Source organism: Nocardia sp. SSK8, from assembly GCF_037034205.1.
Taxonomy (GTDB): domain Bacteria; phylum Actinomycetota; class Actinomycetes; order Mycobacteriales; family Mycobacteriaceae; genus Nocardia.
Genome location: NZ_JBAGKD010000019.1, coordinates 40,296 through 58,998, shown reverse-complemented (window position 1 = coordinate 58,998; position 18,703 = coordinate 40,296). Strand labels below are relative to the sequence as shown.

At 70.0% G+C, this 18,703-nt stretch carries 20 protein-coding genes; 7 read left to right on the top strand and 13 right to left on the bottom strand.

Features of this window, described 5'->3' with window-relative positions; all coding sequences use genetic code 11:
• Positions 1–252: 252 nt before the first annotated feature.
• Positions 253–720 carry a transcriptional regulator gene (locus WA675_RS26120; protein WP_336087919.1) on the top strand — a complete coding sequence of 156 codons (468 nt, stop codon included), beginning with the start codon at positions 253–255 and terminating at the stop codon, positions 718–720.
• Positions 721–769: 49 nt separating this feature from the next.
• Here the strand turns inward: WA675_RS26120 and WA675_RS26115 are convergent, their stop codons facing one another.
• Positions 770–1,174, bottom strand: coding sequence for a DUF7144 family membrane protein (locus tag WA675_RS26115; protein WP_336087917.1), 405 nt, complete (start codon positions 1,172–1,174; stop codon positions 770–772).
• Between the two features lie 80 nt (positions 1,175–1,254).
• On the bottom strand, positions 1,255–2,751 hold the full coding sequence (locus WA675_RS26110) for a flavin-containing monooxygenase (protein WP_336087915.1): 1,497 nt from the start codon (positions 2,749–2,751) through the stop codon (positions 1,255–1,257).
• A 64-nt stretch (positions 2,752–2,815) separates the two neighbouring features.
• On the opposite strand from WA675_RS26110, the gene WA675_RS26105 reads away from it, so the two are divergent.
• Both WA675_RS26105 and WA675_RS26100 read left to right on the top strand, forming a co-directional pair.
• A complete protein-coding gene (locus WA675_RS26105) occupies positions 2,816–3,409 on the top strand; it encodes a hypothetical protein (RefSeq protein ID WP_336087913.1) in 594 nt (197 codons plus the stop codon).
• A gap of 9 nt (positions 3,410–3,418) precedes the next feature.
• Positions 3,419–4,141, top strand: a complete 723-nt coding sequence (locus tag WA675_RS26100) for a VIT1/CCC1 transporter family protein (protein ID WP_336087911.1) — start codon at positions 3,419–3,421, stop codon at positions 4,139–4,141.
• 1 nt (position 4,142) lies between these two features.
• Here WA675_RS26100 and WA675_RS26095 read toward each other — a convergent pair whose 3' ends face one another.
• The 11 genes from WA675_RS26095 to WA675_RS26045 form a co-directional block, all read right to left on the bottom strand.
• Positions 4,143–5,717, bottom strand: coding sequence for a Na+/H+ antiporter (locus WA675_RS26095; RefSeq protein ID WP_336087910.1), 1,575 nt, complete (start codon positions 5,715–5,717; stop codon positions 4,143–4,145).
• A gap of 312 nt (positions 5,718–6,029) precedes the next feature.
• On the bottom strand, positions 6,030–6,680 hold the full coding sequence (locus WA675_RS26090; RefSeq protein ID WP_336087909.1) for a hypothetical protein: 651 nt from the start codon (positions 6,678–6,680) through the stop codon (positions 6,030–6,032).
• A 133-nt stretch (positions 6,681–6,813) separates the two neighbouring features.
• Positions 6,814–7,773, bottom strand: coding sequence for an MlaD family protein (locus tag WA675_RS26085; RefSeq protein ID WP_336087908.1), 960 nt, complete (start codon positions 7,771–7,773; stop codon positions 6,814–6,816).
• Entirely contained in the window at positions 7,770–8,816 is a 1,047-nt protein-coding gene (locus tag WA675_RS26080; protein ID WP_336087906.1) for an MlaD family protein, read from the bottom strand. The genes WA675_RS26085 and WA675_RS26080 overlap by 4 nt, the downstream gene beginning before the upstream one ends.
• On the bottom strand, positions 8,813–9,901 hold the full coding sequence (locus WA675_RS26075) for an MlaD family protein (protein ID WP_336087905.1): 1,089 nt from the start codon (positions 9,899–9,901) through the stop codon (positions 8,813–8,815). The genes WA675_RS26080 and WA675_RS26075 overlap by 4 nt, the downstream gene beginning before the upstream one ends.
• Positions 9,901–10,902 (bottom strand): MlaD family protein, encoded by a 1,002-nt coding sequence (locus WA675_RS26070; protein ID WP_336087903.1) that lies wholly within the window; start codon positions 10,900–10,902, stop codon positions 9,901–9,903. Before WA675_RS26070 ends, WA675_RS26075 begins: the two co-directional genes overlap by 1 nt.
• Positions 10,890–11,894, bottom strand: coding sequence for an MlaD family protein (locus WA675_RS26065; RefSeq protein WP_336087902.1), 1,005 nt, complete (start codon positions 11,892–11,894; stop codon positions 10,890–10,892). The genes WA675_RS26070 and WA675_RS26065 overlap by 13 nt, the downstream gene beginning before the upstream one ends.
• Positions 11,891–12,916, bottom strand: a complete 1,026-nt coding sequence (locus tag WA675_RS26060) for an MlaD family protein (RefSeq protein ID WP_336087901.1) — start codon at positions 12,914–12,916, stop codon at positions 11,891–11,893. The genes WA675_RS26065 and WA675_RS26060 overlap by 4 nt, the downstream gene beginning before the upstream one ends.
• Before the next feature lie 22 nt (positions 12,917–12,938).
• The gene (locus WA675_RS26055; RefSeq protein WP_336087900.1) at positions 12,939–13,805 is read right to left on the bottom strand and encodes an MlaE family ABC transporter permease; all 867 of its coding nucleotides are present in this window, start codon (positions 13,803–13,805) and stop codon (positions 12,939–12,941) included.
• Positions 13,805–14,650, bottom strand: a complete 846-nt coding sequence (locus WA675_RS26050) for an MlaE family ABC transporter permease (protein WP_336087899.1) — start codon at positions 14,648–14,650, stop codon at positions 13,805–13,807. The genes WA675_RS26055 and WA675_RS26050 overlap by 1 nt, the downstream gene beginning before the upstream one ends.
• A 198-nt stretch (positions 14,651–14,848) precedes the next feature.
• Positions 14,849–15,952, bottom strand: a complete 1,104-nt coding sequence (locus tag WA675_RS26045) for a calcium:proton antiporter (RefSeq protein ID WP_442945721.1) — start codon at positions 15,950–15,952, stop codon at positions 14,849–14,851.
• 94 nt (positions 15,953–16,046) lie between these two features.
• On the opposite strand from WA675_RS26045, the gene WA675_RS26040 reads away from it, so the two are divergent.
• The 4 genes from WA675_RS26040 (at position 16,047) to WA675_RS26025 (ending at position 18,667) form a co-directional block, all read left to right on the top strand.
• The gene (locus tag WA675_RS26040) at positions 16,047–16,703 is read left to right on the top strand and encodes a phosphate signaling complex PhoU family protein (RefSeq protein ID WP_336087897.1); all 657 of its coding nucleotides are present in this window, start codon (positions 16,047–16,049) and stop codon (positions 16,701–16,703) included.
• A gap of 160 nt (positions 16,704–16,863) precedes the next feature.
• A complete protein-coding gene (locus WA675_RS26035) occupies positions 16,864–17,649 on the top strand; it encodes an HNH endonuclease family protein (protein ID WP_336087896.1) in 786 nt (261 codons plus the stop codon).
• A gap of 35 nt (positions 17,650–17,684) precedes the next feature.
• Positions 17,685–17,909, top strand: a complete 225-nt coding sequence (locus WA675_RS26030) for a hypothetical protein (protein WP_336087894.1) — start codon at positions 17,685–17,687, stop codon at positions 17,907–17,909.
• Positions 17,910–17,935: 26 nt separating this feature from the next.
• The gene (locus WA675_RS26025) at positions 17,936–18,667 is read left to right on the top strand and encodes a phosphatase PAP2 family protein (RefSeq protein ID WP_336087892.1); all 732 of its coding nucleotides are present in this window, start codon (positions 17,936–17,938) and stop codon (positions 18,665–18,667) included.
• The last annotated feature ends 36 nt before the right edge of the window (positions 18,668–18,703 follow it).

Sequence of the window (18,703 nt, the reverse complement as noted above, 5' to 3'; positions counted from 1 at the left end):
GAATCCGGCATTTCCCCAGGTCGCGCGCGGGCCACACGGGCCGTCGTCGGCCACCGCCCCGTCGACAGCAACTCTTCCCCGCGATGGCGATCAGCTGGCAACTGATCATGTGTCCAACCGGCACGGGCGCCGCAATACCGCTACTACCTGGCGACATGATCCGTCACACGTAGACACTGACCACCCGCCGATATATGGTTTTCCGAGTTTCAGCAATTTTACAGCTAATGTCACGGTGGAAGGAGGGCCGAGGTGATCGACGAACTCGACTCGGTCGAGCGTCGCGCCTGGAGCGCCGTGCTCACGCTGGCGATGCGGGTTCCCGGCGCCCTCGATTCCCGGCTGCAACGGGAGTTCGGGGTGACCCACTTCGAGTATCGGGTGCTGGCGCTGCTGCGGGAGGCGCCCGAGCACCGGATGCGGCTGAGCACGCTCGCCGCGCGGGGGCACGGATCGATCTCGCGGCTCTCGCACGTGGTGTCCAAGCTGGAGCGGGTCGGCTGGGCACGGCGGGCGACGGCGGCCGCCGGGCGTGGGGTGGACGCGGTCCTCACCGAGAGTGGGCTGGCCAAGGTGGTGGAGGTGACGCCGGAGTACCTGGTCGCGGTGCGAACGCTGGTGCTCGACGGGCTCGACGAGCCGCAGATGGTGGAGCTGGCCGCCCTGGGGGAACGGCTGTCCCGGCATCTGGGCGACGGGCAGACCGGCCCGGAACAGTGAGACGCCGCCCCCACGGGTGCGGGAGCGGCGTCCGGATCGAGCGTGGAGGTCAGTATCGGTCGGGGCGCCAGGTGGCGACCGCCCAGATGACCACGATGTCGATCACGATGATCAGGATCGACCACCAGGGGTAGTACGGCAGCCACAGGAAGTTGGCGATGATCGACAGCGCCGCGATCACCATGGCCGATATCCGGCCCCAGGTCTGTCCGGCCAGCAGGCCGATCGCGACGAGTACCGCGATCGCGCCGATGACGATGTGCCACCAGCCCCAGGCCGTCAGGTCGAACTGGTAGGAGTATTCGGGCCCGACGACGATGAGGTCGTCCTTGGCCACCGCCGCGATTCCCTGGAAGATCTGGAGAACACCGCCGACCGCCAGCAGGATGCCGGCGCCGATGGAGGTTCCGGCCGCGATTCCGTCGCGAACCGGGTGCTGATTCTGGGTTGTCATCGCTCGGCCTTTCCCGTCAGGTCACTGCCACGTGCCACCACGGCACATACCGACGGTAGGAATCCGGCCGGGCGGGCACCTCACCCGTTGTGGGTGAACTCGCGCACGCGCTGGACCGGGCGCAATGTCTTGGTGAGGTCGGTGCGGGCGATCAGCAGCAGGTCGAGCAGGTAGTTCTGCCGGACCCGCCACGGGTGCTTGTCGCCCTGACGGGGGAACAGCGCGATCGAGCGGCGGATGTAGCCGGAGTTCAGGTCCAGCAGGGGGCGCTGGGACAGGGCCGTGCGCGGTTGCGGGACCACGGCCTCGCTGCCGGTGCGGTCGAGGTGGGCGAGGACCTTGCAGACCAGGCGCGAGGTGAGATCGGCGCGCAGAGTCCAGGAGGCGTTGGTGTAGCCGACGCAGACAGCGAAGTTGGGCAGGCCGGTGAGCATGGTGCCCTGCCAGACGAACTGCTCGTCGAGCGGAACGGGCTTACCGTCGACCGAGGGGGCGATGCCGCCGAAGGCGAGCAGGCGCAGGCCGGTGGCGGTGACGATGATGTCGGCGGGCAGCGTGGCGCCCGAGGCCAGGCGGATGCCCTCGGGGACGAAGGTGTCGACGCGGTCGGTGACCACGGTGGCCTTGCCCTTCTTCATCGCCTTGAAGAAGTCGGCGTCGGGGGCGGCGCACAGGCGCTGGTCCCACGGGTCGTAGTCGGGGGTGAAGTGCTCGGCGACGAGCTTGTCGTCTTTGAGGATGCGGGTGGCCAGGCCGGTGAGCAGCTTGCGCGCGGCCGCGGGGCGGCGACGGCAGTACTGGTAGAAACCGATGTTGAACAGGATGTTCTTGGTCCGGATCACCCGGTGGGCCAGACCGGCGGGGAGCAGTTCGCGGATCTTGTCGGCCTGCTTGTCGCGGCCGGGCACGGCGCTGATCCAGGTGGGGGTGCGCTGCAGCATGGTGACGTGTTCGGCCTCGGTGGCCAGCGACGGGACCAGGGTGACGGCGGTGGCGCCGCTGCCGATCACCACGATCCGCTTGCCGCGCACGTCCAGGTCGGTGGGCCAGAACTGCGGGTGCACCACGGTGCCCGCGAAATCCTCCCGGCCCGGGAACTCCGGCGCGTGCGGCTGCTGGTAGTCGAAGTACCCGGCGCAGGCGTAGAGGAAATTGCAGGTCAGGGTGCTCAGGGCGGGGCCGTCGGGGCCCTCGTGGGCGATGGTGAGCTGCCAGCGCGCCCGCGCCGAGGACCAGTCGGCGCCGATCACCCGCGCGCCGAAACGGATGCGCTTGTCGATGCCGTTCTCCCGGGCCGTCTCGCGGATGTAGTCCAGGATCGAGGCGCCGTCGGCGATGGACTTGGCCGCGCGCCACGGCTTGAACGGGTAACCGAGGGTGAACATGTCCGAGTCCGACCGGATGCCCGGGTAGCGGAACAGGTCCCAGGTGCCACCGAGATCGGCGCGGGCCTCGAGTACGGCGTAGCTGCGGTGCGGGTGTTCGGTCTGCAGCCGGTAGGCGGCCCCGATGCCGGACAGTCCTGCGCCGACGATGACGACGTCGAGGTGTTCGGGGGCAACGGCGGAGTCGGTCATGGCGTCCAGTGTGCCTGGCCCGACGCGGGGACAGAAGGCCGACGGTTCGCCTATCGTTGCGCCGGTGTCGATTCTCCGGCGCGGGGGGTGGTCGCTCCTGAGCGCACTGGTCACCGTGTCGGCCGCCGCGCTGGCCGGGGTGCCGGTGTATGTCGAACCCCAGCGGGATCCGGTACGGCCCGCCGATGTCGTCGTGGTGCTCGCCGGTGGGCTCGACGAGCGGTTCGAGGTGGGGATCGCGCTGGCCGGGCACGGGCTGGCCGGGGAGGTGCTGATCTCGCTGGGCGAGGAACCGGACGATCCGCGGATGGACCGGTACTGCGGGGGCCGGTTCCCGTTCCGCGTCGCGTGTTTCGTCCCCGAGGCCGGGCGGGCCGACGGGGAGGCGCGCGAAATCGTGCGGCGGGCAACGATTTACGGATGGAAGCACCTCATCGTGGTGACCTCGACGCCGGAACTCTCGCTGGCCCGCCATCTGGTGGGCAAGTGTTTCGACGGTGAGCTCACGATGGTGGCGGCCACGACGGGCACCGGGGCGCGGTACTGGGCGTCGATGTATGTGCGCGAATCCGCCGGGTTCGTGCGGGCTTTCATCAATCAGCGGTGCGAGGCGGTCGTGGCGGCGCGGCCTCCCCGACCCGGCGCGCTGCCGGATTAGGGTGAGCGGGTGCCGGATCCGTCGCCCACCACCCACCCGCACGAACCGCACGGCGAGAGCTTCGCCGCCCGGCTGAACTGGCTGCGCGCCGGGGTGCTCGGCGCCAACGACGGCATCGTCTCCACCGCCGGGCTGGTGGTGGGTGTCGCCGCGACCACCAACAACACCCAGACGATTCTCACCGCGGGGATCGCCGGGCTGGTCGCGGGCGCGATCTCGATGGCCGCGGGCGAGTACGTCTCGGTGAGCACCCAGCGCGATTCGGAGAAGGCCCTGCTGGCCAAGGAACGGCGGGAACTGGCCGACGATCCCGAGGCCGAACTGGCCGAACTGGCGGGCATCTACGAGGCGAAGGGGCTGAGCTCGGCCACGGCGCGCACTGTCGCCGCCGAGCTCACCGCCCACGACGCGTTCACCGCGCACGCCGAGGCCGAGCTGAAACTGGACCCGCACGAACTCACCAATCCGTGGGCGGCGGCGATCTCCTCGGCCATCGCGTTCACCTGCGGTGCGCTGCTGCCACTGCTGGCCATCGTGCTGCCGCCCGCGACCTGGCGGGTGCCGGTGACCTTCGCGGCGGTGCTGGTGGCGCTGGCGCTGACCGGATCGCTCAGTGCCCGGCTCGGCGGCAGCCTGCGGCGCCGGGCGGTGCCGCGCGTGGTGCTCGGCGGCGCGCTGGCCATGGCGATCACCTACGCGATCGGCATGCTCACCGACACCGTGACCGGCTGACTCAGTGCGCCGGGCCGAGGTCGAGCCTGCGGATGACCCGGTCGACGACGTCGGGCGGGATGCCGGGTTCGCGGCGGGCGGCCTGTGCTTCGCGGCGGCCCGCCTCGGTGACGGCCAGGCGGACCGCGCGCATCCGCGAGGCGAGGGCGCGTTCCTTCTCCAGGGTGGCCCTGGCGTCGGCGTCGGCGGCCTCGGGGTCGGCCTTGGCGGAGAGGTGGCGTAGGGCGTCGCGCAGGTCCTCGTAGACGTCTTCGGGCAGGTCGTCGCGGGCGGCGATGCGCTTGAGTTCGGTGAGTTCGGCATGGAGCACCCGGGTCCAGAGGGCCTGTTCGACGGCGCGTTCCTCGCGGGTGTCGGCGTGCACGCCGGTGATCCGCACGATCAGCGGCAGGGTCGGGCCCTGCACCAGCAGGGTGAACAGGACCACGGCGAAGGCGACGAACAGGATCTCCGAGCGGGCCGGGAAATCGGCGCCGGAATCGGTGGTGAACGGGATGGCCAGGGCCAGCGCGACGGTCGCCACCCCGCGCATGCCCGCCCACCAGGTGACGATCACCTCGCGCCAGGTGAACGGCTCGTCGGTGTAGCGCCACAGCTTCATGCTGATCACCCAGGTGACCAGCAGCCAGGCCAGCCGCAGCAGCACCACCACGGCGAGCACCGCGATGGTGACCCCGGCCAGCGCGGGCCAGTTGCGGCCGGTGGTGTCGATGACCACGCGCAGTTCCAGGCCGATCAGCGCGAAGGCGAAACCGGTGATGAGCATTTCGGTGATGTCCCAGAAGGAGTCGGCGACCAGGCGGTATTCGCGGTCGACGATCTCGGTCACCGCGTCGGTGAGATACAGCGCGCAGACCAGCACCGCGAGCACCGCCGAGCCCTCCCAGTGCTCGGCAAGGCCGTAGGCGGCGAAAGGCAGCAGCAGGCTCAGCGCCACCTGACAGGTCGCGCTGTCGAGATACCGGGTGAACTTGCTGCCCAGCCAGCCCAGCGCCAGCCCGACACCGAGCCCGACCACCGCGGCGAGCACGAAATCGCCCAGCGCGTGCCAGGGCGAGAACAGGCCGGTGACCACGGCCTGGATGCCGACGGTGTAGATGACGATGGCGGTGACGTCGTTGAACAGGCCCTCGCCACCGAGGGTGACGATCAGGCGCCGGGGCAGCCCGAGCCTGCCCGCCATCGAGGTGGCCGCGACCGGGTCCGGCGGGGCGACCAGCGCGCCGAGCACCAGCCCGGCGCCGACCGCGACGGCCGGATTCCAAGCGTGGAAGACCGCGGCGACGGCGATCGCGGTGACGATCACCAGCCCGACCGCGCGCAGCGCGATGATCTGCCAGTTCTCGGCGAACTGACGCCAGGAGGTGCGGCGGGCGGCGGCGTAGAGCAGCGGGGGCAGCACCAGCGGCAGGATCAGTTCGGGCGGGATGTTCAGGCTCGGCACCGCCGGGATCACCGCGAGCAAGCAGCCGAAGACCGTCATCAGGATCGAGGGGGCGACGCCGATCCGGTCACCGAAGGACTCGGCGAGCACGGCCGCGAGCAGGATCACCAGAGTGAGCACCAACTGGTCCATAGCCGACCAGTCTCACGGATCGGGCCGGGTCCGGCGGGCCGACCCGCCGCCGATCGAGGCACAAGGGCGCGGCACGATCGGGGCGGGAGAGCGGCGCCGTCGCCGTCACGAGAGCATGGTCCGCGCGCTACCGGGGCCTGGTAGAACGCCGTCACGCGTCGCCGTTGGGGGTGCTGGCGCGCCGCAGGGTCAAGGCAGGATGGCTGCGGCCGGTCGCCGGTCCGGCGGCGCGAGGACCACACAGCACCTGTCGGGCAGGACGACCACCACCGGTGGTGGTGGTTCGGCGGCGCGCGGACCGCGCGGTGTGAATCAGGGCAGGACGGCGGCGGCCGGTGGGAGCAGGATCGGTGGGAGGGGGAACGGGAGCTGGATGGCGGGTGGGGGTGGTGGCGGCGCGGGCGCCGGGGCGGGTTCCGGCGCGGGGGCGGGCTCGGGCGGGGGCGGGGGTTCGTAGACCGGCGGCTCGTAGACCGGCGGAGGCGGCGGTTCGGGGGCGGGCGGAGGCGGCGGCGGGGGCGCTTCGACCGGGATCGGTTCGGGAGCGGGCGCGGGGCCGGGCGCCGGTTCGGCGGGAGGCGGCGGAGGTGGCGGCGGAGGTGCGCCGACCGGGGACGGGGCCGGGTTGTCGGGGGTGGTCGCGGTGCACTGCCAGGCGCCGTCCTGTTCGACCCGCCAGTGCGCGACGATCCCGCCCGCCGAGCAGTTGCCGCCGACGCGGCGCGCGGGCCACGGCGGGGCGAAGGCGGCCTCCTGGTCGGAGCCGGTCTCGTCGCCGGAGACCGGCAGACCGCTGTTGCCGCGCATCGGGCTGACCGGGTCGTTCTCCTCGCCCTGGCCGACCCGTAGGAGCAGGCCGAGGGCGACGACGAGCGCCAGCAGCGCGGCGAGCACCGCCGCGATCGCGATTCTTCGAGTACCGCTCCCGGATTCCCGCTCGGGAGCTTCGCTGTGCTCTGCCATCGCACCGCCTTCGGCCGCGGACCAGGTCTCCCCCTCGTCCAGCAGGCTACCGCACGGTTGCTCGATGACGGCTCAACAGCAACGGAGAACCACTGGCCAGGGCATATACCTATATCCAGTGGTTGCCAGATGTTTACTTGATCGCGACCCGGACCTTCACCGCGTCGGCGTCGGTGTTGTGCAACGCCTGTGCCACCAGGGCGCTGAGGTCGAGCTGCGGACCTGTGGCGGTCACCGATTCGGTGAGCGGGCGCAAGCCGGGCAGCAGGGCCGACAGCTCGGGACCGAGCTCGTCGAGCTTGGCGGTGAGCTCTTGGAGGAACGGTACAAGGCCGCCGTCGCGCAGGTACACCTCCGGATCCCCGCCCTCGGCGCTGACCCGGCCGACCGATTCGACGAACTGGTCGATCACGTGCGCCAGCCGCACGAAGGCGGGGGCGGCGGCGGCGGTGGCCGGGCCCGCCCAGCCGATGTCGCCGGAGACGTACTCGAAGTTGTTCTGCAGTTCGGCGATCGCGGGCGCGCGGCTCATGATGGCCGCCGCCAGCAGGTCACCGGCCCTGGCCAGCTCCGGGATGACGTTCTCGGTGCCGGTCATGGCGGTGCCGAGGGTGTCGACCAGCGAGCCGACGACGGTGGGGTCGAGCTGCTCGACGGTCTTGGTGACCAGCCGCGCGACCTCCGGGATCGACATCGGGGTGCGCACGTTCTCCCCCGCCAGGTGCTGGCCGTCGGCGACGAAGGGCCCGTCGGCGCCGCGCGGGACGAACTGCACGTACGGCTCACCCAGTGAGGACAGGTGCTCGATGGTGACCACGCTGCTCATCGGCACCTTGTGCTCGGCGCCGAAACGGAAGCCGACCTGCACGCGCCCGGCCGCCGAGGTGTCGACGGCGGTGACAGTGCCGATCTCGATGCCGGTGAGCAGGATCGGCGAACCGACACTGAGCCCACCGGAGTTGGCCAGTTCGATCGAGGCCTCGGTGTAGTCGGCGAACGGGTCGACGCGCACGAGGCCGAAGGTCAGGTAGCTCGCGCCGAGCACGGTGATGGCGGCGATGCCGCCGAGCGAGGCCAGGGCACCGATCTTCATCGCACCATTCCGATCATCCGCAGGGCGGTCACGATCTGCTCGACCCGGTCCTCGTCGGAGACCCGCACGCCGGTGACGTTCACCCGCGGCTGCTGCGCGAAGGGCAACACCCGCTCCTGCAGCAGGGTGCTGAGCAGGGCCATATTGCTGGGCGAGCGCGAGTCGGGCGCGCCGCCGGTGGCCAGTGGCAGGAACGCCGCCACGGCCGCGTCGCCGGAGTTCGCGACGGGGGCCAGCCAGGTCAGCGAGTCGCCGACCGGGCCGAGCGCGGAGAAGATCTTCATGGTCTTTGCGATCGAGTCCTGGGTGCCGGTCAGGGCGGCGACGGCCTCCGGGGTGAGGATGTGGGTGAGCTCGGGGCCGATGCCGACCATCACCTCGGCGTTGGCGGCCAGGCCGTCGACCAGCAGGTCGACCTGGTCCAGGTTCGCGGCCAGGTCGGCGGCGTCGGCGCCCATGACCGCGGAGATCCGCGCGGTCTCCTTCGGGTCCTGCGGCATGACCGAGTTGATCCGGCCGATCATCTCCTGGAGCTGACCGATCGCGCCGCCCTGTACGAACAGGGCCATGGTGGCCATGGTGTCCTCGAGCTGGACCGGCGGCTTGGTCTGGTCGATGCCGATGGTGCCGCCGTCGCGCAGCAGCTGACCGAACCCGTCCTTGGGGGTGGTCAGCGACAGGTGGATGTCACCGAGGATGGTGTCCTGGCGCAGTTCGGCGATGGTGGAGGTGGGCAGCTGCACCGAGTCGCGGATATCGGCCTCCACGACGACGTACCCGCCGCGACCGGCCGGGGCGTCGGCGGGCTGGACCACCCGCACGCCCTCGACGATGCCGATCTCGGCGCCGTTGGCGATCACCTTCGACTTGGCGGGCAGGTTCAGCGCGCTGCTGAACTCGATGTTCACCCGGTAGGTCGGGCCGCTGATCGTCGCACCGGGGACCGGCACCTCGGCGGGGTCGAAGCCGCAGCCGCCGACGGCCAGCCCGGCCGCGACCAGCGCCGCGATCATGCCGCGCCGCACGGTCTTTCGCCTGTTCATCGAGCACCTGCCATTCCCAGCACGACCTGCGCGAGATTCATATCGGTCAGCCCCTGCGCCGGATCGGCGCACTGGCCGGGGACGAGCGCGTTCACCGCGGCGCACACCTGGTCGGCCTCGCCGCTGGGCAGCGCCACCCGCGGCGGCGCGTAGGTGATCGCGGTGCCTTCGGCGACGCCGTGCAGGGCGGTGGCCAGCGCGGGAGTCTGCTGGACGATCTCGCCGAGCGATCCGGCGTTGGCGCGCAACAACTTCACCAGCGGGACCGCGCCGTCGAGCGCGCCGATCAGCGGGTCACCGAGGATGGTGACGAAGTCGTTGAGCATCGGCAGCAGCTCGCGCAGTCCGTCGAACAGGGTGGTCGCCGGGCCGAGCAGGTCGTCGGAGGACTGGTTGAGCAGCGGTGCGAGCCGGGTCAGCATGGACTGCAGGTCGCCCCAGTTGGCGGCGACGCGGTTGGAGACCGAGGCGAAGGCGTCGAAAAGCCCGGCCAGATGGCCGATATCGGCATCGGGCTGGTTCATCGCCGAGCCCAGCTTGTGCACGAGCTCGTTGACGGTCGGGCCGGTGCCCACGGTCGCGCGGTCCAGCGCGGCCAGGCCGTCGACCAGCGCGGTGGGCTGGCCCGCCGCGCCGCCGGAGAGCTGATCGGACAGGCTCGCCAGCGCGGTGAGGGTCTCGGTGATGCTCTTGGGCGTCAGGGTTTTGGTGATGCAGCCGGGTCCGAACTCGCGGGTGTCCTTGCCGCTGCTGAGCACGGCCAGATTGCGGTCGGCGGCCACCGAGTAGGCGACCGTGGTGGCCGAGGCGTCGGCGAGGACCGGGTGGTCGGCGTCGACCTCGAAGTCCACGCGGACCGTGGCGCCCTCGTTGCGCACCGCGGTCACCTCACCGACATCGATGCCGCGCATGGTGACGTGGTTTCCGGGATACAGCCCGATCGCGTCGGGCATGATCGCGCAATAGGATTCGGTCTTCTTCAGCGGGTCGAAGGCGACGAAGTAGCCAGCGATTACCAGCGCGACCAGGACACCGACACCGGCGATCGACATGAACGCCTGGGATCCGAGCAGTCGTTTCAGCATCAGCAGTCCTTCCCGGGCAGCGGCACGCACACCTGGGTGCCGGACTGGTCGACCACCACGCCCGCGCCCAACTCGGTGAGCTTGGTCTGCAGCGAGCCCACGGTGCCCAGCAGCGGTTCGAGCTGGCCGGTGAGTTCCTGCAGCTTGGGCAGCGCGTCGGCCAGGGCCTGGGCCTGCGGCTTCAGCGTCGAGTCCCAGGACGGGGCGAGCCCGGCGAGCCTGCCGACCACCGAGGTGAGCAGCCGGACCGCTTCGGCCAGTTCGGCTTTGCGGCTCAGCAGCACGTCCTCGAGCAGGTTGACGTTGTCCATCAGCCTGCCCAGATCGGACTTGGCGCCGTCGTACATGGAGATGTACTCGTCGAGGATGGCGATCGAGCGCGAGACCTGCGAGCGCTGGCGGTCGAGCATGTCGACGTACTTGCCGACGGTGTCAAGGGTGCCGCGCAGGGCCTCCGGGGAGGCGGCGATGGCGGCGTTGGCGGCGGCCAGGTTCTCGCGCACGGTGTCGCCGTCGACGGTGGCCAGCGGGGTGGTGGCGTCCTGGAAGGTCTCGATCAGGCTGTAGGGCAGGCGGATCCGGTCGGCCGGGATGGCGGTCTCGCCCAGCGGCCGCGAGCCCGCGGGATACAGCGCGACGTAGTGGCCGCCGACCACGGTGAGCATGCGGACGTCCAGGGAGGTCTGGTCGCCGACGAACACGTCGTTGTCGACGGTGAACCGCATGATCACCCTGTCCGGTTTCAGCTCCAGCGAGGTGACGCTGCCGACCGAGATCCCGGCCAGGCGCACATCGTCGCCCTCGCGCACCGACTGCGCCTCGCTGAGCTCGGCGGTGTAGGTGTGCTTGCCCAGCGGCACCACGTAGACGATGCCCGCGCCGATCATGAACGCCACCACCAGGCCGAGGCCGATGATGCCCAGGCGCAGTTCCCGCGCGCGCTTGGACGCCTCGTCGAGGATCGGGCGGTCGCCGGAGAAGAACTTCGTCAGGCGTTGCATATCGTGACCTTCTGTCCGGCGATCAGCACCTGCAGCGGCGCGGGCACCTCGGCGGCGCCGTTGCCGCAGTGCGGTGTGAAGTCGGCGAACCCGCGCGAGAGGGAGGCGTCGAAACCGGCCAGCAGGCCGGGCAGCTGCCCGAAGACCTCGACCGCCTGCTGCGGGTTCGGGAACAGGTTGGCGATCAGCGCGTCGACATCGGCGCCGCCGCCTTCGGTCAGGCCGAGCGCGGCCAGCATCCGGTCGACCGGGCCGAGTACCGAGGGCGCGGTCATCGCGAACTGCGCGACGCCCCCGATATTGCGCTGCATGGCCTCGAAGATGTCGGTGAGCCGGGCCAGCAGCGGCAGCAGGTGACCGACTTGGCCGCCGTGGCGTTCGGAGAGCGTGGACAGGTTGCGGATCAGCGTGGCGATGACCTGCTGACGGTCCTCGGCGTAGCTCGCGAGCTCGTCGATCGCGGTGAGCGCGGGGCCAAGGCCGCTGCCGTCGCCCTCGATGACGGCCAGCATGCTCGCGGTGAACTGGTTGATCGCCTCCGGCGACAGCGTGGCCAGCACCGGCTTGAGGCCGCTGAACAGGCTGGTCACGTCGAAGGACGGGACGGTCATGTTCGCGCCGATGCGCGCGTCGGCGGCGATGCGGGTGCCCGGGTTCGGCGCCTGCTGCAGATCGATATACCGCTGGCCGGTGAGGTTCTGATAGCGGATGGCCAGCTTGCTGTTGTCGTAGATGGGGGTGTCGGTCTTGACCGTGAGGTGGACCTTGGCCTTGTCGCCCTCGAGGCTGATCTTCTCGACCTTGCCCACCTGCACGCCGAACATGCGCACGTCGTTGCCGACCTTGAGGCCATTGGCGTCGGTGAACAGCGCGTCGTGGGCCTCGGTGTCACCGGAGACCGGACGCTTGATCAGGGTGAACACGAGGCCGAGCACGGCGATCATCACCAGTGCGAAGGCGCCGAGGCGCAGCGCTACGCCACTGATCCTCATCGCGCACCGTCCTTTCCGAACAGCGGCACCGCCAGTGCCGGGACCCCGGCGAGCTCGACGTCCAGGTTCAGCACCGGGCCGTCGGGTCCGGCGGGCATGGCGCCGAGCAGGTTGGTCAGCAGGGCGCGCAGGTCGGCGCCGGTCTGGGCCGGGTTGGGCGACATCTGGGCCAGCGCGTAGAGCATGGGCGCGAGCATGTCGGTGGTCTCGGCGAAGTGGCCGCCCGCGGTGCTCACGGTGGTGCTCAGGGCGGGCAGGATACCGCCGCCGATCGCGCCGACGCCGATGTCGATGTCGTAGCGGTCCTTGTCGACCTGGGTCACCTTGATATCGCTGAGGATGTCGATCACCTGCATGGTGGCCCCGGCGAACTGCCCGCCGCCCTCGAAGGCCGGGCCGAGCCTGCCGAACAGCTCCGACGGGGCGACGTCCTGGTTGTCGGCGATGGTCTTGGCGACGGTGATCAGCGCCTGCACCAGCGGGGTGAACGCCTTGAAGTCGGCGGCCAGCTGGGAGACCACGGTCGCCATCTGCGGGCTGGTCACCGTCATGCCGACCTGGGACAGGCTGCGCAGGATAGCGCTCATGGTGGCGTCGTAGACGCGGCCGGAGTTGGCGCCGGTGAGGTCGAGGACCGCGCCCTCGCGCAGCGGCGCGCCGCCGGAGCCGCGGCGCAGTTCCAGTTCGGCGATGCCGAACAGGTTGGTCGGGGCGTAGTCGACGGCGAGGCTGTCGTCGATGCCGTGCAGGCGCTCGGCGTCGAGCAGCAGCGAGATCTGCTGGGTGCCGCGCTCGCCGGGGGCCACCTCGGCGACCTCGCCGACGGTGACGCCGTCGATGCGGACCTGGCTGCCCGCGCTGATGCCGTCACCGAGGTGTTCGGTGTGCAGCGCGATGCGCAGGCCGTCCTCGGTCTTCATGTTGTTGTAGGCGACGGTGGCCAGCACGACCGCGGCGATGATGCCGAGGATGATTCCCCCGGTCAGCCGGGAGGTGCGCCGATCGGCCGCGACGCCGGGCATTCCATAATTTGGCACTACCTGCTCACCCCGTAAAACTGATCGCCGAGTTGAAGCCCCACAGCACGATCGACAGCACCATGTCGATGGCGACGATCGCCACCGAGCTGGCCCGGACCGCGCGGCCGGAGGCGATGCCGACGCCCTCGGGGCCACCGGTGGCGAAGAATCCGAAATAGCTGTGCACCAGGATCACGACGGTGCCGAACACGGCGACCTTGATCACCGCGGCGATCATGTCGAAGCCGGAGATGAACTGGAAGAAATAGTGGTCGTAGACGCCCGCCGACTGTCCGTAGACCATCGTCAGCAGCCCGCGGGTCGCGCCGTAGGACAGGATCAGCGCGATCAGGAAGGTCGGCACGATGGCGATGGCGCCCGCGATCACGCGGGTGGTGACCACGAAGGGCACCGAGCGCAGACCGAGCGCCTCGATGGCGTCGATCTCCTCGGAGATGCGCATCGAGCCGATCTCGGCGGTGATCCGGCAGCCCGCCTGGGCGGCGAAGCCGATGGCGGCCGCGATCGGGGCCAGCTCACGGGTGGTGGCGTAGGCCGAGATGACGCCGGTGACCGGGCCCATGCCGAGCATGTCGAGCGAGGCGAACGATTCCACGCCGACCGAGGCGCCCATGACCAGGCCGAGCACGATCATCATCGGCACGGTGCCGCCGCCGACGATGATCGAGCCGCGGCCCCAGGTCATGTCGGTGACCGCGCGCAGCGTCTCGTCGCGGTAGCGGCGCAGCGTGAGCGGCACCGAGGACAGCACCTGCCAGACGAACACGGCGACGAAGCCGAAGGACTCGCCCGCGGAGGTGATCTTGCGGCCAAGCCGGGCGGGCTTGCGCAGCCAGTGCAGCGAGGTGGGGATGTACGAGGAAGCAGCCATCATGCCAACTTCGTCGGCAGGAACATGGCGCTGATCTGGGTCGCGAGGAGGTTCACGATCGCGATCGAGACCACCGAGAGCACCACCGCGGCGTTGACCGCGTCGGCCACCCCGCGCGGCCCGCCCTTGGCTTCCAGGCCGCGCTGGCAGGAGATGACCACGACCAGGAAGCCGAAGATCACCGCCTTGAGCAGCGAGACCCACACGTCACCGGCGGTGGCGAAGGAGCCGAAGGTCGACCAGTAGCTGCCCGGGGTCACGCCCTGACCGCCCACGGCGACCGCGTATCCGGCCAGCACGCCGACGAAGATGATCAGCACATTGAGCATCGGGGCGACGATGAGCATCGCCATCATGCGCGGGATGACCAGCCGGTGCACCGGGCTGATGCCCATGGTGTTGAGCGCGTCGATCTCCTCGCGGATGGTGCGCGCGCCCAGGTCGGCCGCGATGGCAGCCGCGCCCGCGCCGCCGAGCAGGAAGCCCGTCGCGATCGGGGCGCCCTGCTTGATGACGCCCAGACCGCCGGTGGCGCCGAGCATGGAGTCGGCGCCCAGGCTGTGGATCAGGTTGCCGACCTGGATCGAGACGATCACCCCGAACGGGATGGCCATCAGGATCGCGGGGATGGCGGTGACGGTGATCAGGCGCCAGGCCTGGACCAGCGTCTCGCGCCACTGGAACTGCCTACGGGCGACATCGGCGACTGTGCCGGTGACCGACTCCTGGGCGAGGTCGACCGCCCGCCCGAAGGTCCGCAACGACGACACGACGGTGTCGGTGAAGTTCTTGCGGACGATCTGGGTGGCGGAATCCTGCTTCGCGGATTGCAGATCGGCGGACATCAGCGATGCCCCCGGCCCGCTCGCGAAGCGCGGGGCATGGTGATTTTCATACCGCACTCTCTGGCTTCGGCGTCGGTGCCAACTCCAGCAAGCTAACCGGTACTCTGCGTCACAACAAAATTTCGGGGTAGTGACCCTCGTCTCTCTTAGGCGATTCCGATGACAGCTATCCGGATCATGTGATCCGCAACACTCCAGCTACGGACTGGCGGCCAGGAACACGAACGCGGCGAACAACGCCAGGTGGACGCCACTGTGCAGCAGGGTCGCGCGGCCGGGCACGATCGTCAGCGTGCCCACGCCGACAGTCAGCGCGAGCAGCACCATCTGGGTGGCCCCCAGGCCGAGCACCAGCGGGCCGCTGAGCCAGATCGTCGCCAGCGCGATCACCGGGATGGTCAGGCCGATACTGGCCATGGCCGAGCCCAGCGCCAGGTTCAGGCCGATCTGCACCCGGTTGCGGCGCGCGGAGTTCACCGCGGCCAGCGTCTCGGGCAGCAGCACCAGCATCGCGATCACCACACCGACCGCAGACTGCGGCAGTCCGGCGGAGTTCACCGCCGACTCCAGCGTCGGCGAGACCACCTTGGCCAGGCCGACCACGCAGACCAGGGCCAGCACCAGCAGGCCGAGACTGACCAGCGCGGTGCGCTTGGACGGCCGGGCGCCGTGCGGATCGTCGTCGTCGTCGACCGCGCCGCCGTCCTCCACGGGCAGGAAGTCGTCGGGGTGCCGCACCGTCTGCACCATCACGAACAGGATGTAGAGCAGCAGCGAGGCGACCGCGGCGAAGGCCAGCTGGGCGACCGAGAACTCCGGGCCGGGTTTGCTGGTGGTGAAGGTGGGTAACACCAGACTCAGGGTCGCCAGCGTGGCCACGGTGGCCAGGGCGGCGCCGGTGCCCTCGGAATTGAACACCGCGACCCGCCTGCGCAGGGCACCCACCAGCAGCACCAGACCGAAGATGCCGTTGCAGGTGATCATCACCGCGGCGAAGACGGTGTCGCGGGCCAGCGAGGCCGCCTTCTCGCCACCGGAGATCATCATGGTGACGATCAGCGCCACCTCGATGACGGTCACCGCGACCGCCAGCACCAGCGAGCCGAACGGCTCACCGACCCGGTGCGCGACCACCTCCGCGTGGTACACCGCCGCCAGCACCGCACCGACCAGAGCCAGACTCACCAGCGCGACAATCAATCCCGGTATCGATCGCCCCCAGCTGAGGGCGAGAACGAGGGCGGCGAGTAGGGGCACATAGAGGGTCCATCTGGTCGTCAAAGCGGCGATCATGCCCCCCATCCTTCCAGTTCCGCGCGAGTGACCCCCCGCTCGTCGCCGCCGGATCTGGCCGATGGATTCACTCAGCGGGCCCCGATGGGGAACAATTCAGCGCGTGCGGACCCAGTTCACCCTCGAGCTCGTCGAGCTTTCCAACGAGCTCACTCTGATGTCGCGCCTGGCCCACGATGCGACCGAGCGGGTCACCGAGGCGCTGGCCGGCGCCGACCTCGCCGCGACCTACGAGGTCTTCGCGCTCGACGAACAACTCCAGGAGATGTTCGCCGCCTGCGAAACCCGGACGATGGCACTGCTCGCGCTCCAGGCGCCGGTGGCCCGCGACCTCCGTCATGTGGTGACCGCGATCCAGATCGCCGGGGAGCTCTCCCGCCTCGGCAGGCGCACGGAAACCGCTGGGCAGTACGTCTATCGGGCGCATCCGCGCGCGGTCGCGCCTGAGCCGGTGCTGGCCGCGCTGGTGGCGATGGGCACCCTCGCCGCGGAATGCGTTGCGCGGGTGAGTTCGTCGGTGGCGACGGGCCGCTTCGTCGCCGACGACGGCAGCGACGCCGCGGCCATGAGCACGCTGTGCACCGAGCTGCGGACCGCCCTCACCACCCCCGGGGCGGGGGTCGATACGGGCGCCGCGATCGACCTGGCACTGCTGGGCAGTCAGTTCCAGCGTTGCGTCGATCACGCCGCGCGCATCGCCCGCCTGATCCGCTTCCTGGACACCGGAATTCCGCCCGAGGCCGGTTCGCTGGCGGATTGACGTGAGATGCGTCACCATCGGTTTGCCTAGGGTTTCCGAGGGCCACCTCACTCGATAGGTGAACGCTATCGACACGCGGCTGCGGGCGCTCGACTCCGCCGGGTGCGGCCGATAGGTTGTGCCGGTTCATCTTTCGACGAAGCATGTGGGTGGTACGGGCATGAAATGGTCCTCGATCAGCGGATCTCCGATCGGGAAGGCGCTGCTGGCGATGGCCGCCGCGGCGATCTTCGCCATCGCGCTCACGGTCGCGAACACGCTGCTGGACAAGGTGAGCCCGACGGCGCCCGGCCCCGGTTCGGCGGGCGCGGCGACGGTGTCGGGCAAGGAGATCGGCGATCTGGTCGCGACGCTCGTCGTCGCCAAGGAGGGCCCGATGACCGGCTACACCAGGGAGAAGTTCCCGCACTGGGATACCAACAAGCCCGAGCACGGCTTCGGCGGCGACCTCGCGCAGTACCCCAAGTGCACCAGCCGCGACGTGATGATGCTGCGGGACGCCACCGGCAAGGTCACCCTCGACCCCAAGACCTGCGATCTGAGCGTGCCCGCGGGCGCGGGCTGGCAGGACCACTACGGCTTCATCGACAAGAAGACCGGCGAGATGGGCCCGTACAAGTTCATCACCGATCCGTCCAAGGTCGACGCCGAACACATCGTCGCGCTGGCCGAGGCCTGGCGCTCCGGCGCGGCCGACCGCGACGAGGACACCCGCCGCCGCATCGCCAACGACTCGCTCAACCTGGTCGCCGCCGACCCCTCGGCCAACCGGTCCAAAGGTGATCAGGACCCGGCGAACTACCTGCCGCCGGGCAATTTCCGGTGTGCCTATGTCGAGCACTACGTGAAAGTGAAGATAAAGTACGCGCTGACCGTCGATACCGCCGAGCACACCGCGTTGCGCACCGCAGTCGAGGACTGCGTTCGTCGAGGAGAGTTCAAATAAGCGAGCCCATCGAGATCACCGCCGAGAGCGCCGTCATGACCGAAGAGGAAGGGACGGTGTCCGGCGAGCTCGATGTCATGCTCGATGATTCGGGCAAAGGTCTCGTCCGCTATCGCGGTACCGACACCTGGTACACCATCGGCAATATCGAGGCCGAGCCGCCGCGCACCTGGGAGACCGTCGCCGACCTGGTGAAGGCGATCAAGAAGGTCGCGGGCACCCGCGACATCGCGGGCAATACCGTGGTGTTCGAGGCCTGATCGCCGGAGCTGGCAATCTGGTAGTTATGCCGATCGCCTCTCGACGTCCCCCGCCCGATGAGATCGCGTGGTCCGCGCTGGGCCGCCGCCTGCCACTCACCGCCGCGCTGATCGCGGCCGCCGCGGTGGTGGTCGCGGTGCTGACCTGGCAGGTCGACAGCGGCGCCGCCGTCACCCGGCTGGACGCGCGCGTCCTCGACTGGATGATCGCGCACCGCGGCGAACCCCTCACCTCGGTGGCCCGGGTGATCACCGATCTCGGCGACACCCTGGCGATGACGGTGCTCGCCACGATCACCGGGTGCTGGCTGCTGTGGCAGCGGCACTGGGCGTGCGCGGTGCTGGTCGCGGTGACCTCGCTCGGCGCGGGCCTGCTCGTCGTGGTGATCAAGCAGCTCGTCGGCAGGAATCGTCCGCCGGAGCTGAGCAGGCTGGTCTACGAACCGAGCCTGTCCTACCCGTCCGGACACACCCTGGGCAGCACGGTGGTGGTCGGCATCGTGGCCATCACGCTGATCCCCCGGCTGCGGCGGCAGTGGGTGCGCGTCGTCGCGACCGTGCTCGCGGTGCTGTTCCCGATCGCGGTGGGATTGTCGCGGGTCTATCTGGGCGTGCACTGGCTCAGCGATGTGCTGGCGGGGTGGACGATCGGGCTGATCTGGCTGGCGGTGTGTGTCACGGTGTTCACCGTGGTGCGCGTCGAGCGGGCGGCGCTGCCGCCGGCGATACCGGAGCCCGCCGGTCGCGGGCCCCTGTGATCACCCGCGAGCTGCGCGCGAACAGGCTGGACCGTC